This window comes from Polaromonas sp. P1_G4 (genome assembly GCF_056405475.1).
Genome location: NZ_JBFUCA010000050.1, coordinates 1 through 14,099 on the forward strand (window position 1 = coordinate 1; position 14,099 = coordinate 14,099).

Here is a 14,099-nt window from a genome sequence, read left to right on the forward strand (position 1 = left end):
AATCCGTACAGTTGCTTCTTTCTTCCTGATTCCGTTCCTGCTTGCGCTGGCCCATACGGCTTCTGCGCAAGCCCAGGAAGCGCCTGGAACGGGCGCATATGGCGTGCAGTTCTTCTGTTCACCGTCCCAGCTGGAGCGGCTCGGCCCCCACATGTTTCGATATCTCCAGCAGCTCGGCATTCCAGCCCGCCTGGTTCAGGAAACTGTCGACAAGCCGCGGGGCACCATGACGTATTCCCTGCTGGGCTCAGGCGCGGCCGTGAGCACCCTGTTTTTGGCGCAACGCCCGGAGCTGGCGATCAAGGACGAGGTAGTGCTGGTGCCGGTGAGAAACAACAAGACACGCAAGCTCAAGACGGTTTCCAAAAAAGAAATCCTGTTGGCCCTGTTGCACCCGGGCCGATTGACCGAATTCAGAGGAAAAGCCTGCGATGTGCAGGCTCTGGTCGACCATGTCGGTATTCGCCAGAACACCGTGATATGGGCAGAGGTGCTGGAATGGGGGTGGCCCGAGGGCGGCCCTGCCAGATGGAATGCCCGCTACTGGATCAATGGAACGCCCCGGCTGCGCATGCCCTTGCACAAGGCTCTCAACGACATGTTTTTTGAGCAGGGGAAATACGACATAGGCTGCTACGCCGCGACCAAGGTGGTGTTTGCCCAGGGTGCGCTGGATTACTTCCGCCGCGTCAAGAAGGACGTGGGCAGGGCGCAAGGCGTGGAGCGGCGATTACTGGCCGACGGTGAGCCACTGGTTGACCTGGAACCCGGCCGCATGTGGAGTTTTGAAACGGATTTTGATCCGCTGGAGCTTGAACGGCCAGGCAAGGTCTTGCGCATGGTGGGCGGTGTGGCCGCCGGCAACTTTGTCCCTGGCGATTGGGCTTATTTTCTGAACACCGACCAGCGCACCAGCCAGAAAACGGGGTATGAAGGCTCGAATGCCATCTACCTGGGCGGCAACCGGTTTGACGACTATTACAACGACAACGACCACCACTACACCTACGAGGAGAAACTCAGTGAGGTCTATCAGTGGCGTCACGATGTTTTCAGCCGGCAACGCGATGCCGAAAAAATACAGCACCTGGCCGCGCACGACTATGAACGCCTGAACGCAACGCCGGAAAACGGCGGCTTGCTGATGAGCTTTCGGGTTGTGCCCTATTTTTTCGGCTATGAGGACCTGCCCCCGCTACCGGCTCCCCGAAGCGACTAGTACTGCAACCCGCAAGTAGCGAAACAAAATGAAAGCGATGGATTCGCGCCCAGGGCAAGGCGCAAGCCGTAACGAAGGCTGAACGCCTTCGCAAGGATTGCAACGCAGCCATGGGTGCGAAGACGCGCTTTCATGTTTCGATATTTTCGGGTTGCAGTACCAGGGCCTGGCGGCGCCGAGGATTCAATGGATTTACAGGGCACCCTCAAACATGAGGACGTCAACCATGTCCCCTGCAGCGACATTGCCTTGCGCATGGTGAAGCACCATCAGGCCGTTGGCCTCGGCCATGGAGCGCAGCACGCCCGAACCCTGGCTGCCGGTAGTCCTGACCTCCAGGGAACCGTCGGGCGCGGTGGATACCCAGCCGCGCTGGTATTCGGTGCGCCCCGGCTTCTTGCGAATGGGCTCCAGGCTGCGTGCCTTGAGCAACGGCGCCGGCGCGGCGCTGGCGCCCATCATCTGGAGCAGGGCGGGGCGCACAAAGGCCAGGAACGTCACCATCACCGCCACCGGATTGCCGGGCAATCCAAACAAAATGGCGCCGTCGGGGTTTGGGAACGTTTTTTGAGTGCTACTATTTTCATAGCTGCTTGCGCTTGTCCCTATTGGGATAGAGCCTGATTTCTCTATTGAAATCCGTCCCACGGCCATGGGCCGGCCGGGCCGCATCGCAATGCGCCAKAAGGCCACGTCGCCCAGCTTTTTCATCATGGCCTTGGTGAAATCCGCTTCACCCACGCTGACACCGCCAGACGTGATGACCGCGTCGGCCTCGGCTGCCGCTCGTTTGAATGCAGCCTCCAGAAGTGCCGGCTCATCGCGCACGACGCCCATGTCGAGCACCTGGATGCCCAGCCGGCTGAGCATGCCGAAGACGGTGTAGCGGTTGCTGTCGTACACAGCGCCTTCGCGCGGTGTTTCGCCCAGCGACAAAATCTCATCACCGGTGGAGAAGTAAGCCACCCGCAGCGGCCGCCAGGTTGACAAGGTTTTAAGACCCAAAGAGGCTGCCAGGCCAAGGCGGGCGGGCGTAATACGCTCACCTTTTAATAGCGCCGGCCGGCCCTGCATGAGGTCCTCGCCGCGCAGCCGGCGGTTGTCGCCGGGCTGGAGCAAACCCGACGGGATACTGATGCGTGTGCCCTGGCCATCCTGGTGCAGGGTGACAAACTCCTGTGGCACCACGGTGTCCAGGCCGGAGGGCATGATGGCGCCGGTCATGATCTTGACGCACTGGCCTGGCCCGGCGCTGCCTTGCCAGGCCTTGCCTGCCAGCGCTGTTCCGTCGGCCACCTGCAGCTCAAGCGCCTTGCCTGCAGCCAACTGCCCACCATCGAAGGCATATCCGTCCATGGCCGAGTTGTCGTGCGGCGGCACGTCAAACGGCGAGACCACATCCTGGGCCAGCACCCGCCCGAAAGCCTCCATCAAGGGCAGCTCGAGCTGCTCCTGCACCGGCATGACCAGCCGCGACAGGAAGTCCAGTACCTGGTCGGCAGACAGTGACTGTGGGTCGTAGCCTTGCAGCTCCGCGGCAATCTGGTCGAGTGTTTTCACGGCTGGCGGGATTCCAGCTGGTGCAGCTCGGCCAGCGTATTGGCATTGAAGAAACTGCGGCTGTCGTCACCGGGTTTGTCGAACGGCACGATCGCTGTTTTGTGCTGCGCCGTCCATGCGTCTATCTTGCGGCCGCCACTGTGGGTGAAGCGCACCAGGCTTTCCAGCATGTGGGTACCCATGAGGCAAAACACCGGTTGGGGCCTGAGCTGCCCATCTTCTTCGGGCGCCGCCGCCACGGCAAAGTCGGCGCCGTCCTGCGCAAGTGCTTCGGCAAGCCGTGCCACCAGGTCGTCGGGAAATAGCGGGGTGTCGCAGGGCACAGTCAACAGGTAAGGGGTTTCACAACGCTCCAGGCCCGTCAGGAATCCCGCCAGTGGCCCGGCAAACTCGCCCAGCCCGGTACTGTCGGGCCACACCGGAACGCCGAATGATTCATAAGCGGACAGGTTGCGGTTGGCATTGATCATCACGTCACCGACCTGGGGCGACAGCCGCATCAGCGTGTGCAACGCCAGGGGAACGCCGTTGAAGTTCTGCAAGCCCTTGTCGACACCGCCCATGCGCGAACCACGGCCACCGGCCAGGATCACGCCGGTAATGGCTTCGGCGTGGATGGGCATGGTGTTGTGGTCGTGGGTTGTCAAATCAGCCGCCTATGTAACTCATCTCGACCCGTTTCATAGTTGAATCGGGGGTGCTTGTGTCGGCGGGCATCGCAGCACGCAACTCCGAATAGCGGTCGTCGCGCCCCTGCCAAATATGGGCCACAGCCGCTGCGATCTGGTCGTCGCCGTAGCCGCCGCGCAGCAGGGCGCGCAAGTCCTGGCCCTGGCTGGCAAACAGGCATAAAAACAGCTTGCCCTCGGTCGATAGCCTTGCCCGGTTGCAGTCGCTGCAAAAAGCCTGGGTCACGCTGCTGATCACGCCAATCTCGCCAGCGCCATCGGCATAACGCCAGCGCTCGGCGGTCTCACCAGCGTAGTTGGGGTCTATGGCTACCAAGGGAAATTCGGCGTTGAGGCGTTCCACCACCTGGGCTGAAGGCAGGACCTCGTCCATGCGCCAGCCGTTGGTGGCGCCCACGTCCATGTATTCGATGAAGCGCAACACCGCCCCGCTGTGGCGGAAATGCCGGGCCATGGGTACGATCTCGGCGTCGTTGGTGCCGCGTTTGACCACCATGTTGACCTTGAGCGGCGCCAGGCCAACCTTTTGCGCCACTTCAATGCCCTTGAGCACATCAGCCACCGGAAAGTCCACATCGTTCATGCGACGGAAGATGGTGTCGTCCAGCGCATCAAGGCTCACGGTGACGCGCTGCAGTCCAGCATCCTTGAGGGATTGGGCTTTTTTGGCGAGCAGCGAGGCGTTGGTGGTCAGCGTGATGTCCAGCGGCTTGCCCTGCGGCGTTTGCAGCTTCGCCAGCATTTCGATCAGTATCTCCAGGTGCTTGCGCAGCAGCGGCTCGCCGCCCGTCAGCCGGATTTTCTCGACCCCATGAGCCACAAAAATMTTCGCCAAGCGCGTGATTTCCTCAAAACTCAGCAGCGAGGTTTGCGGCAGGAAAGCGTAGTCCTTGTCGAATACCTCGCGCGGCATGCAGTAGCTGCAGCGGAAATTGCAGCGATCCGTCACGCTGATGCGCAAATCCCGCAGCGGCCGGCCCAGCGTGTCGCTCAGCAGGCCCGTCGGGGCAGACAACCGGGCAGGGATATGCGGTACGCGGCTTGCGTAGCGAATATCTGCCAGCGGAATGATTTTGTCGGTCGTCATCGTGAGGAGCCCAAGGGGAGAATTTACCCCATTGGCCCGGCTGGGGCACTAAAACCAGGCCTTATCCCCAAAGAGGGATTGGCTCACCCCCGTCCAGGCTCACTTCGTGTAGCCCGTTCCCCCCTCAAGGGGGCGGCGCCTGGGGCCGGCGAAGCCGAAAAATTGGCACACCCCTATCGAGCTCACTTCGTGTAGCCCTTTTCCCCTTGCAGGGGACGGTGCCTGCGGCCCGGCAAAGCCGGTTCCGCGGCACCCATTGGTGAAATACCTCGCACTGGTTACGCACAGAACTCTTAAACCCAGCATGAGCCGCGGGACTGGCTTTGCCAGACCGCAGGCGGGCGGCCCCCTCGGGGGGGCAGGGAGCTACACGAAGTGAGCGACCGTGGGGGCTCTACACACACCGGGCGCCGTCTACTTCCAGGCATACACCGCTGATGAAGTCCGCTTCGTCGCTGGCCAGGTAAAGCGCGGCATTGGCCACATCCAGCGCGGTCGAAAAACGTCCCAGCGGAATGCTCGCGCGAAACTTCGCCTTGCGTTCTTCATCCAGCGGGCCACCCGCGAATTCGGCCGAGAGGCCTGTGTCGGGGTTGAATACCGGGTTGATGCAATTGACCCGGATGTTGTCGGGGCCGAGCTCGGCAGCCAGCGACTTGGAGGTCGTGATGACGGCCCCCTTGGAGCCGTTGTACCAGGTCAGGCCAGGACGGGGGCGTACCCCCGCCGTCGACGCAATGTTGAYGAAACTGCCCCCGCCTTGCTCGCGAAATACCGGCGTGGCGTGGATGGTAGCCAGGTAAATGCTCTTGACGTTGATGGCGTAGCACTTGTCGAAATCGTCTTCGCTGACATCAAGTGCTGGCTGGTTGCGGTGCGTCCAGCCGGCGTTGCTGACCATCACGTCGAGCCGGCCGTAGCGCTGCACAGCGGCAGCCACCAGCGCCTTGACCTCGGCGGACTTTGTGACGTCGGCGGCAAAGAACGAAGCTGTGCCGCCGGCCTTGACGATGGCGGCCACGACTTTTTCGCCCAGCGCCACATTGATGTCGTTGACGATGACCCTGGCGCCCTCGGCCGCCAGCCGCCGCGCGATGCCTTCACCGATACCGCCTCCGGAGCCGGTCACGATGATGGATTTGTCCTTGACCCGCATGATTTTGTCTTTCTCGTAAAGGTTGCTGCCGGCGCACGCTGCCGTACGGTGGCGTGCGGCTTCCATTGCTTATTGTTGCTGATCACGGTGGTGCGGGTTTTCCCTCTGTCTCTCTCGCTTGACGGGATTCGTGAAACATGAAGTTACATCTACAATGCGCTTTATAAAAGGGAGGGATTTCATGAGTTATCAATTTGCCCGCACCGGTGCGGGTGCAGCCTTGTGTGCGCTGGTGCTTTTCGCGGGGACAGCGCACGCGCAACAATCCAGCAAGAACCTGGCACCCGGATTCTCGGAACGCGCGGCGGCCTCGAAGCTGGTTGTCGTGCCCGCAGACCTCGAGCTCTTTTCCATCGGTGCCGGCGGCGTGCAGGAGCCCAGGGCCGACTGGACCATGGCTGCCCAGAAAAACGTCAAGTCCGGTCTGGCTTCGAGCAAGCTCAAGTTGGGTTCTGACGTGATCGGGCTTGAAGAAAAAGACATGGACGAACTCGCGGACATCAACTCCCTGCACGGAGCTGTCGCGCAATCTGTTTTTCTGCACCACATGATTGGTGGTGTACTCAAGCTGCCCACCAAGAACGATGCCCTGAACTGGTCACTCGGAGATGCCGTCAAGCCTCTCAAGGATAAAACGGGGGCTGATTACGCCCTGTTCATCTGGATGCGCGACAGCTATGCCAGCAGCGAGCGCAAGGCCGCGATGATCGCCATGGCTGTGCTGGGCGTGGGGATTGCCGGGGGCGCGCAGATTGGTTATGCCTCGCTGGTCGATTTGAATAACGGGCGGATTGTCTGGTTCAATGATTTGCGCCGGGCCTCAGGTGACCTGAGGGAACCCGAGCCAGCCAAAGAAACCATCGAAGCCCTTCTCAAGGGTTTTCCGGTCGCCAGATGATAGGCATACCGGCTGGCGGGCGCCGTGCTTTTTTGCGGACGGCCTGCAAGCACTGCCTGGGTATGGGCGCCCTGTTGCCAGGCTTGTCAGCCTTTGGCCAGGAGAACCCTGCAGCTGCCTCCATCTCGCCTTTGCCCGCGGAGCGCTTTGCCCGCCCTGCGCTGGAAACAGATGAAGGCGGCTTGTGGGGAATGATGGACCGTGAAGAAACGCGTCTGCGGCGCAGTCCATTTACCGTACGCGACCCGCAACTGAGCCAATATCTGCAAGACTTGGTATGCCGTCTCGCGGGAGACCACTGCCCTGACATTCGTGTACATGTGGTGCGCACGCCGCTCTTCAACGCCAGCATGGCGCCGAACGGCATGATGCAGGTCTGGACCGGATTGCTGCTGCGCGCGGAGAATGAAGCGCAACTCGCTGCGGTACTGGGCCATGAAATCGGTCACTACCTCGAACGGCACACGCTTGAGCGCCTGCGGGATCTGAGAAGCCGGGCCGCCTTTGCGCAGTTCATCGGCATGTTCGGCCTTGTCGGCGCCATTGGCCAGCTTGGTGCTCTGGCCGGTGCTTTCGCTTTTTCCCGGGACCACGAGACGCGGGCCGATCGTCTGGGCATGCGCCTTATGACCCGGGCGGGTTATGACGGCAGGCAGGCTGCACAAGTGTGGGACAACCTGCTGGGCGAACTCAAGATCACCGGCGGTGAAGACGTTGGCAAACGCAGTCCCATGATGGCGACGCATCCCCCGCTGGAGACGCGCCGTGATGATCTGCTCCGCCTGGCGGGCGACGGCGGCGGTAAAACGGGTGCAGTGGAATACCAGCAGGTGATGTCACGGCACCGCTTCGGGTGGCTGCAGGATGAAATCCGGCGTGGCCAGTTTGAAGAAAGTCTGGTGCTGTTCAATCGCTTGCTGTCGCGCAATCCGGAGGACGGCCAGGCGCTGTACGCGCGCGGTGAGGTGTATCGGTTGCGGGCAGGCAAGGAAGATCTTCAGGAGTCCCTGAACGACCTGACGCGCGTGACCGCTCTTGAACAGGCTCCGGCCGAGGCTTTCAGGGCGCTCGGCCTGGTGCAAAAGCAGCGGACCGACACCGCCTCGGCCGTACAGGCCTTCGAAAAATACCTCACCGCCGCGCCTGAGGCGGCGGATGCGGGTCTTATTAAAAATTACATTGCGGAACTTAAACCATGAAAAAACTCCTGATCCTTCTTGCCTTCGCTTTCCTGTCGGGCTGCATGTCCATCACCAAGGTTGAGGGTGAGCAACTGGTCAATAACCGGCTGGCCGTCAAGGTGACTGATGCCTGGAACAAGGTTGCCCCACCCGGCACCCAGCAGCCTTTTGACATGTGGACCCAGGAGGGATTGACGCTGGATCACCTGCGCCTCTGGGCGGCCGTCAAGCCAGGCCAGGCGCTGCTGGTCAGGCCTGCAGGCAGCGTGCCGTCCGGGCAGAAGGCAGCCCGTGTTCCAACTTACCAGGCAGGCATGCCGCTTGACCAATTGGTCAACCTTTTCGAGATCATGTATTCGGCAGACGGTTCCATCGTCAACATGACAAAGGTTGAACCTTCGGTATTTGCGGGTGAGAAAGGTGCGCGGTTCGAATTTACCGTGACGAGAAAGGGCGATGATGTCCAGCTCAACGGCGTAGGCTGGCTTAGCCAGCGAAATGGCGAATTGTTCGCTGCCACCTTCCTTGCTCCCAGGCTTTCATTTTTCCCGCGGCTTCTGCCAAAAGCTGAAAGCGTTGTGAAGACGGCGCAAATCAAGGGCTGACTGCAGGGCGGCCGTGGCGAGGGGCACGAACCCGAGACCTTGCGGCCGGGGTCGGCTTAACCGTGTCGTATGGCCACTGTTTTCAGYGTGGTGAAGCCATGCAAGGCCTCAAAGCCTTTTTCACGGCCGTAGCCCGATGACTTCACGCCGCCGAAAGGTAATTCCACACCACCGCCGGCGCCGTAGTTGTTGATGAACACCTGGCCGCTTTTCACTCGCCTGGCCATGCGGAACTGGCGTGCCCCATCGCGCGTCCAGATGCCGGCGACCAGGCCGAACAGCGTGGCATTGGCAAGTTCCACTGCGTGATCCTCGTTTTTGAAGCTCATGGCGCACAGCACCGGGCCGAACACTTCATCCTGCGCCAGCCTGTGCGTTACCGGCACGTCGCGCAGCAGGGTGGGGGCCTGGTAAAACCCGGTATCGGGCGCCTCGTCGACGATCTGGCCCTGGGCCACCATGGGAATGTTGGCAACCTGCGCATCGCTTAAAAAGTCCCAGACGCGCTGCTGCTGGCTTTGCCGGATCAGCGGGCCCACGTCCAGGTCCATGGCGGCGGGGCCGACGCGCAGGTTTTCAAAGGCTTCGCCCAGGCGCAGCAGCAGGGGCTCGTAAATCGCCTGTTCTACCAGCAGGCGCGAGCCGGCCGAGCAGGTTTGCCCGGCGTTCTGCACGATGGCGTTGATGATGGCCGGTATGGCGACATCCAGGTCGGCATCGGCAAACACGATTTGCGGACTTTTCCCGCCCAGCTCCAGCGTGACGGGGCAGTGGCGCTCGGCGGCGACCTGCTGGATCAGCGTGCCCACGGCGGGGCTGCCGGTAAAGCTGATGTGGTCGATTTCTTTGTGGCGGGCCAGCGCGTCGCCGACCTCATGGCCGTAACCGGTCACGATGTTGATGGCGCCGGCCGGAAAACCCACTTCGGCCGCGAGTTGCGCCACGCGAATCAATGACAGGCAGGCATCCTCTGCCGGCTTGACCACGCAGACGTTGCCCGCGGCCAGCGCGCCGCCGACGCTGCGGCCGAAGATCTGCATCGGGTAGTTCCACGGAATCACGTGGCCCGTCACGCCGTGCGGCTCGCGCCAGGTCATCACACTGTAGCCGTCCAGATAGGGAATGGTGTCGCCGTGCAGCTTGTCGCAGGCGCCGGCATAAAACTCGAAGTAGCGCACCAGGGCCGCCGCGTCGGCGCGTGCCTGTTTGGTGGGCTTGCCGCAGTCGCGCTGCTCGATCATGGCCAGCTCTTCGGCATGCTCGGCCACCTTGGCGGRAAGCCGCATCAGCAGTCGCCCGCGCTCGGCGGCGCTGAAGCGGCTCCATACCAGTTCCAGACATTCGTGGGCACTTTTCACCGCGGTATCAATGTCGTGCGCGTTGCTGCGCTGAATCTCGTCAAACACCTGCCCGTCGGACGGATCGATCATTGGGATGGTTTTGCCTGAAGAAGATGCGACAGAGGTATTGGCGATGTAGTTGAGTTGCATGGCGCTATTGTGCTGAATTTGCCCCCGGCCGGAGGTTACCGCCTCCCACGGGCAGAAATGAGCCATGGGGGCAGGGCCTCCCGCGAGGTAACGCTCCCCAAAAGCGTGCGTTTGTCACAGCCACAGCGTTGTGTCTCGGCCAATTTACAAATCCTTTGCTGCGCCACGATTGGCATATATGTAGGATTGAACCTACACATGCACCTCGCCAATTCCTACAGGGAATGGTGCTCATGTTACGCAACGGCCCGGCCGTATTGGCGTGACGACAGCGGCAGGCAGCCGGCAACTGCGGGTCCGCATTTTTGACGCATTACCGCGATGACTGATCCCACCAAAAGCCCAGCCGATATTCCGCCCGGCGACGACGCGCCCACCACCAGCCTGCTGGCCTGGTTTAAAGCCTTTATGGCCCGTTTGCGCGACTGGTTGTCGATTCAGACCTTTGGCATGAAGTTCGCCGTACTGGCCGTGGCATTGATGATTCCGGCAAGCGCCTATTACGCCTGGTCGACCCTGGAGCGGCAGGAAAAAATGGCGCTGGAAGTCAAGGCCATGGCAGCGTCGGGGCCGGGTGTTGAAGCGGCCTGGACTTACAACACCGCATTGCCGGTCGTCTTCGGAAGCGGGTCGGTCCTGAGCTTTCTCGAAGCCCATCCGGTCACGCGCATCACCATCATTTACCGGCCCATTTTGTGGACCGTTTCCGAGCGCTTTGTGCTGATTGAATCGGAGGGCAGGCAGTACGCCTATTACCCCTCGGACATGGAAACCAAGATATTGGCCGACAAGGCCGTCACGGCACCGTGGGGTGGCAAGCTCACCTTCGTGCCCCGGGGCGCGCTTGATGACGCGAGCAAGGACATGCTGGCGCGCCTTGAACAGCGTTTCGGTGACGCCCGCCCGCAATCCGAACAGGACGCCTGGAAAGGCGGCGCCAGCGCGCTGGTATCAGCGACCTTGACGCTGGGGCTCATCGCCTTCCTCTGGTACCAGACGGGCGGGCAGCGCAAATCCCTCAAGTTCATTTCGCCGGCGCAAATCAGCGGTGACATGGAGGACCTGGTCGGCATGGACGATATCAAGGCCGAGGTTGCGCAAATCCGCGACCAGTACGAACGCCGCCTCGAATACGCCGCTTATGGCGTGAACAAGCCTTTCAACGTGATGTTCAGCGGCCCCGCGGGTACAGGCAAGACCAAGCTGGCCAGCTACCTCGCCAAAGAGCTGAACCTGCCAATTCTTTTCCATTCAGCCGCCAACCTCGAGACCGGCTATGTGGCCGGCGGCTCGAACACCTTGTCGCGCATTCTTGCGCTGGCCAAGCGGCGTAAACGCTGCATCGTCTTTCTTGATGAAGCGCAGGACCTTTTCATGCGGCGCGGCGGCAACCGCAAATATGACGATGACACGCAGAACATGTTGCTGGCCATCCTGGACGGTGTGCGGACCAAATCGGATACTGAAATCATCTGGATCGTGGCGTCCAACTTCAATTCGGCCAACCTGCAGATGGATGAGGCCATGCTGCGCCGCTTCCAGATGAAGGTCGACTTCCGCATGCCCAACCAGCAGGAGCGCCTGGCCATCACCGGCCACTACCTGCGCCAACGTGCCGACAAGGTGCTGCCCGACATGGACCTGCGCCATTTTGTCGAACTGACGGAAGGCTGCAGCCCGGCAGACCTCGAAACCATGGTCAACCAGGCCGGCATCATCGCGGTGCAGGCGGGCCAGATGATAGGCGCGCACACCCTGATGCAGGCCGCCGAGCGTGTGCTGGTGGGCAATGTCAACGACAACACCACCAAGGAGCGCGAGCGTGACCGGCGCATCATCGCCGTACATGAGTGGGGCCACTTCCTGATGGATTTCCAGCATCGGCGCAAGCTGACCGGCGACAACTGGAACACGCTGCTGGCCGACATGACCACCATCAAAATTTCATTGAAGGCCAACCCCCGCAACAATGCCCTCGGCTTTGTACTGCACAAGCAGGACAGCAACCTGCTGCAGACCAAGGGTGACATGGAGCATGAGGTGCGGGTGCTGCTGGGCGGCATGGCGAACGAGGAGATCTTCTTCGGCGAAGACGGAACCACGGGCGGCGCCCACAATGACATCACCCGTGTCACGCGGCTGCTGCACCATGCGGTGGCTGAAATGGGCATGTACCGCAAGACCCGGCTGAATTACGCCGCGCTGCTCAAGGACGGCGGCACGGCACCGCCGGACGAGGAAACCCGCAGCATCATGGAAGCCCAGAGCGAGCGGCTTTACAGTGAGACGAAGGCCACGCTGGCCCAGTACACCGCCCTGACGGAGTATCTGACCGGCTGTCTGATGAATGCAGGCGAGATGACATTGAGCGAAGCACTCCGCGAAATCAGGTACTTTGAAAGCCTGACTGCCGCACCGGATCTGGCGCTGCCTGGGCCGGGTTCCAGCCGGTGGATGCCAGCCTGAGTCAACGAACCTTTTTTTGCAGCTTCGTCCTCACAGGACGCCCAAAGAAAAAGCCCTGCAACGCAGAGCTTTTTGCATGGGCCGGAGCGGTCTAGCGTGAGGCCGGTGCGGCTGGCGTTGGCGTTGCTGCGGCATTGGGCGCCTGCGTGGGCGCGGGCGCCGGCATGGCGGGTGCAGTCGGTGTGGCGGCCGGTGCACTCATGGCAGCAGGCGCGGCCATGGGTGCCACCGGGGCCGCTGCGGCTTCACCGCCGTGGAACTTCATCACCAGGGGCACGATCAGCAGCGCCACGATGTTGATGATCTTGATCAGCGGGTTCACGGCCGGGCCGGCTGTGTCCTTGTAGGGGTCGCCCACGGTGTCGCCGGTCACGGCGGCCTTGTGTGCCTCGGAACCCTTGCCGCCGTGGTGGCCGTCTTCAATGTACTTCTTGGCGTTGTCCCAAGCGCCGCCGCCGGTGCACATCGAGATGGCAACGAAGAGGCCGGTGACGATGGTGCCCATCAGCAGGCCGCCCAGTGCCTGGGGGCCGAGCGCCAGGCCGACCACGATGGGCACGACCACGGGCAGCAGCGAGGGGATCATCATTTCCTTGATGGCAGCTGTGGTCAGCATGTCGACAGCGGTGTCGTACTCGGGCTTGCCCGTGCCGTCCATGATGCCCTTGATGTCGCGGAACTGGCGGCGCACTTCAACCACCACGGCGCCGGCAGCGCGGCCCACGGCTTCCATCGCCATCGCGCCGAACAGGTAGGGAATCAGGCCGCCGATGAAGAGGCCGACGATGACCTTGGGATTGCTCAAGTCGAAGCTGATCACGTTGCCGTAGGCTTCGAGCTTGTGGGTGTAGTCGGCAAACAGCACCAGCGCGGCCAGGCCGGCGGAGCCGATGGCGTAGCCCTTGGTCACGGCCTTGGTGGTGTTGCCCACCGCGTCCAGCGGGTCGGTGATGTCACGCACGCTGCTGGGCAGTTCGGCCATTTCGGCAATGCCGCCGGCGTTGTCGGTGATGGGGCCGTAGGCGTCCAGCGCAACCACGATGCCCGCCATGCTCAGCATGGAAGTGGCGGCGATCGCGATGCCGTACAGGCCCGCCAGCGAGTAGGCCGTCAGGATGGCGATACAGACAAAAATCACCGGCCATGCGGTGGAGCGCATGGAGACACCCAGGCCGGCAATGATGTTGGTGCCGTGGCCGGTAGTCGATGCCTGTGCAATGTGCTGCACCGGCTTGTACTGCGTGCCGGTGTAGTACTCGGTGACCCAGCACAGCGCGCCGGTCAGGATCAGGCCGACCGCGCAGGCGCCGAAGAGGCGTATCTGCGTGCCGCTTGCCGTGACGGCGTTGTCGGGCATCAGCCACATCGTGACGAAATAAAACGCGATAAGCGACAGTACGCCGGCAATTGCCAGGCCCTTGTAGAGGGCCGGCATCACGTTCTTCATGCCGGGCGAGGCCTTGACGAAAAAGCAGCCGATGATGGAGGCGATGATGGACACGCCGCCCAGTGCCAGCGGGTAAACCGCCGCAGTGGCGCCTGCGCCCGAGAGCAGCAGGGCGCCCAGCACCATGGTGGCGATCAGCGTGACCGCGTAGGTTTCAAACAGGTCGGCGGCCATGCCGGCACAATCGCCCACGTTGTCGCCGACGTTGTCGGCAATCACGGCCGGGTTGCGCGGGTCGTCTTCGGGAATACCTGCTTCGACCTTGCCCACCAGGTCGGCACCGACGTCGGCGCCCTTGGTG

General features: G+C 62.0%; 10 protein-coding genes and 1 pseudogene. 5 read left to right on the plus strand and 6 right to left on the minus strand.

Annotation, left to right across the window (positions count from 1 at the left end):
• Window positions 1–1,219, plus strand: a pseudogene (locus AC1D1X_RS04390) (hypothetical protein); the annotation flags it as partial.
• A 192-nt stretch (window positions 1,220–1,411) separates the two neighbouring features.
• Here the strand turns inward: AC1D1X_RS04390 and moeA are convergent.
• From moeA to AC1D1X_RS04410, 4 genes are all read right to left on the minus strand, one after another.
• A complete protein-coding gene (gene moeA / locus AC1D1X_RS04395) occupies window positions 1,412–2,779 on the minus strand; it encodes a molybdopterin molybdotransferase MoeA (RefSeq protein ID WP_477697885.1) in 1,368 nt (455 codons plus the stop codon).
• On the minus strand, window positions 2,776–3,402 hold the full coding sequence (gene mobA, locus AC1D1X_RS04400) for a molybdenum cofactor guanylyltransferase MobA (RefSeq protein WP_477670863.1): 627 nt from the start codon (window positions 3,400–3,402) through the stop codon (window positions 2,776–2,778). The genes moeA and mobA overlap by 4 nt, the downstream gene beginning before the upstream one ends.
• A 25-nt stretch (window positions 3,403–3,427) precedes the next feature.
• Window positions 3,428–4,555, minus strand: coding sequence for a GTP 3',8-cyclase MoaA (gene moaA, locus AC1D1X_RS04405; RefSeq protein WP_477697886.1), 1,128 nt, complete (start codon window positions 4,553–4,555; stop codon window positions 3,428–3,430).
• 394 nt (window positions 4,556–4,949) lie between these two features.
• Window positions 4,950–5,711 (minus strand): SDR family oxidoreductase, encoded by a 762-nt coding sequence (locus AC1D1X_RS04410; RefSeq protein ID WP_477697889.1) that lies wholly within the window; start codon window positions 5,709–5,711, stop codon window positions 4,950–4,952.
• A 181-nt stretch (window positions 5,712–5,892) separates the two neighbouring features.
• On the opposite strand from AC1D1X_RS04410, the gene AC1D1X_RS04415 reads away from it, so the two are divergent.
• From AC1D1X_RS04415 to AC1D1X_RS04425, 3 genes are all read left to right on the plus strand, one after another.
• A complete protein-coding gene (locus AC1D1X_RS04415; RefSeq protein ID WP_457278623.1) occupies window positions 5,893–6,609 on the plus strand; it encodes a hypothetical protein in 717 nt (238 codons plus the stop codon).
• 62 nt (window positions 6,610–6,671) lie between these two features.
• Window positions 6,672–7,808 (plus strand): M48 family metalloprotease, encoded by a 1,137-nt coding sequence (locus AC1D1X_RS04420; RefSeq protein ID WP_477670861.1) that lies wholly within the window; start codon window positions 6,672–6,674, stop codon window positions 7,806–7,808.
• Complete coding sequence (locus tag AC1D1X_RS04425; protein ID WP_477670860.1) at window positions 7,805–8,395, plus strand: hypothetical protein; 591 nt, start codon at window positions 7,805–7,807, stop codon at window positions 8,393–8,395. The genes AC1D1X_RS04420 and AC1D1X_RS04425 overlap by 4 nt, the downstream gene beginning before the upstream one ends.
• Before the next feature lie 56 nt (window positions 8,396–8,451).
• On the opposite strand, the gene AC1D1X_RS04430 is transcribed toward AC1D1X_RS04425, so the two are convergent.
• Window positions 8,452–9,885: an aldehyde dehydrogenase family protein gene (locus tag AC1D1X_RS04430; protein WP_477697887.1), complete on the minus strand. Its 1,434-nt coding sequence runs from the start codon at window positions 9,883–9,885 to the stop codon at window positions 8,452–8,454.
• A 321-nt stretch (window positions 9,886–10,206) separates the two neighbouring features.
• Here AC1D1X_RS04430 and AC1D1X_RS04435 point away from each other — a divergent pair, with 321 nt between their 5' ends.
• Window positions 10,207–12,351 carry an AAA family ATPase gene (locus AC1D1X_RS04435; RefSeq protein WP_477670858.1) on the plus strand — a complete coding sequence of 715 codons (2,145 nt, stop codon included), beginning with the start codon at window positions 10,207–10,209 and terminating at the stop codon, window positions 12,349–12,351.
• Between the two features lie 91 nt (window positions 12,352–12,442).
• Here the strand turns inward: AC1D1X_RS04435 and AC1D1X_RS04440 are convergent.
• Window positions 12,443–14,099: sodium-translocating pyrophosphatase (locus AC1D1X_RS04440; protein ID WP_477697888.1), on the minus strand; the 1,657-nt coding region annotated here is incomplete at its 5' end.

Coding starts and splice junctions, on each gene's coding strand:
- mobA (WP_477670863.1), bottom strand. CDS start 3,402: ATGCCCATCCACGCCGAAGCCATTACCGGCGTGATCCTGGCCGGTGGC.
- AC1D1X_RS04415 (WP_457278623.1), top strand. CDS start 5,893: ATGAGTTATCAATTTGCCCGCACCGGTGCGGGTGCAGCCTTGTGTGCG.
- AC1D1X_RS04420 (WP_477670861.1), top strand. CDS start 6,672: ATGGGCGCCCTGTTGCCAGGCTTGTCAGCCTTTGGCCAGGAGAACCCT.
- AC1D1X_RS04425 (WP_477670860.1), top strand. CDS start 7,805: ATGAAAAAACTCCTGATCCTTCTTGCCTTCGCTTTCCTGTCGGGCTGC.
- AC1D1X_RS04435 (WP_477670858.1), top strand. CDS start 10,207: ATGACTGATCCCACCAAAAGCCCAGCCGATATTCCGCCCGGCGACGAC.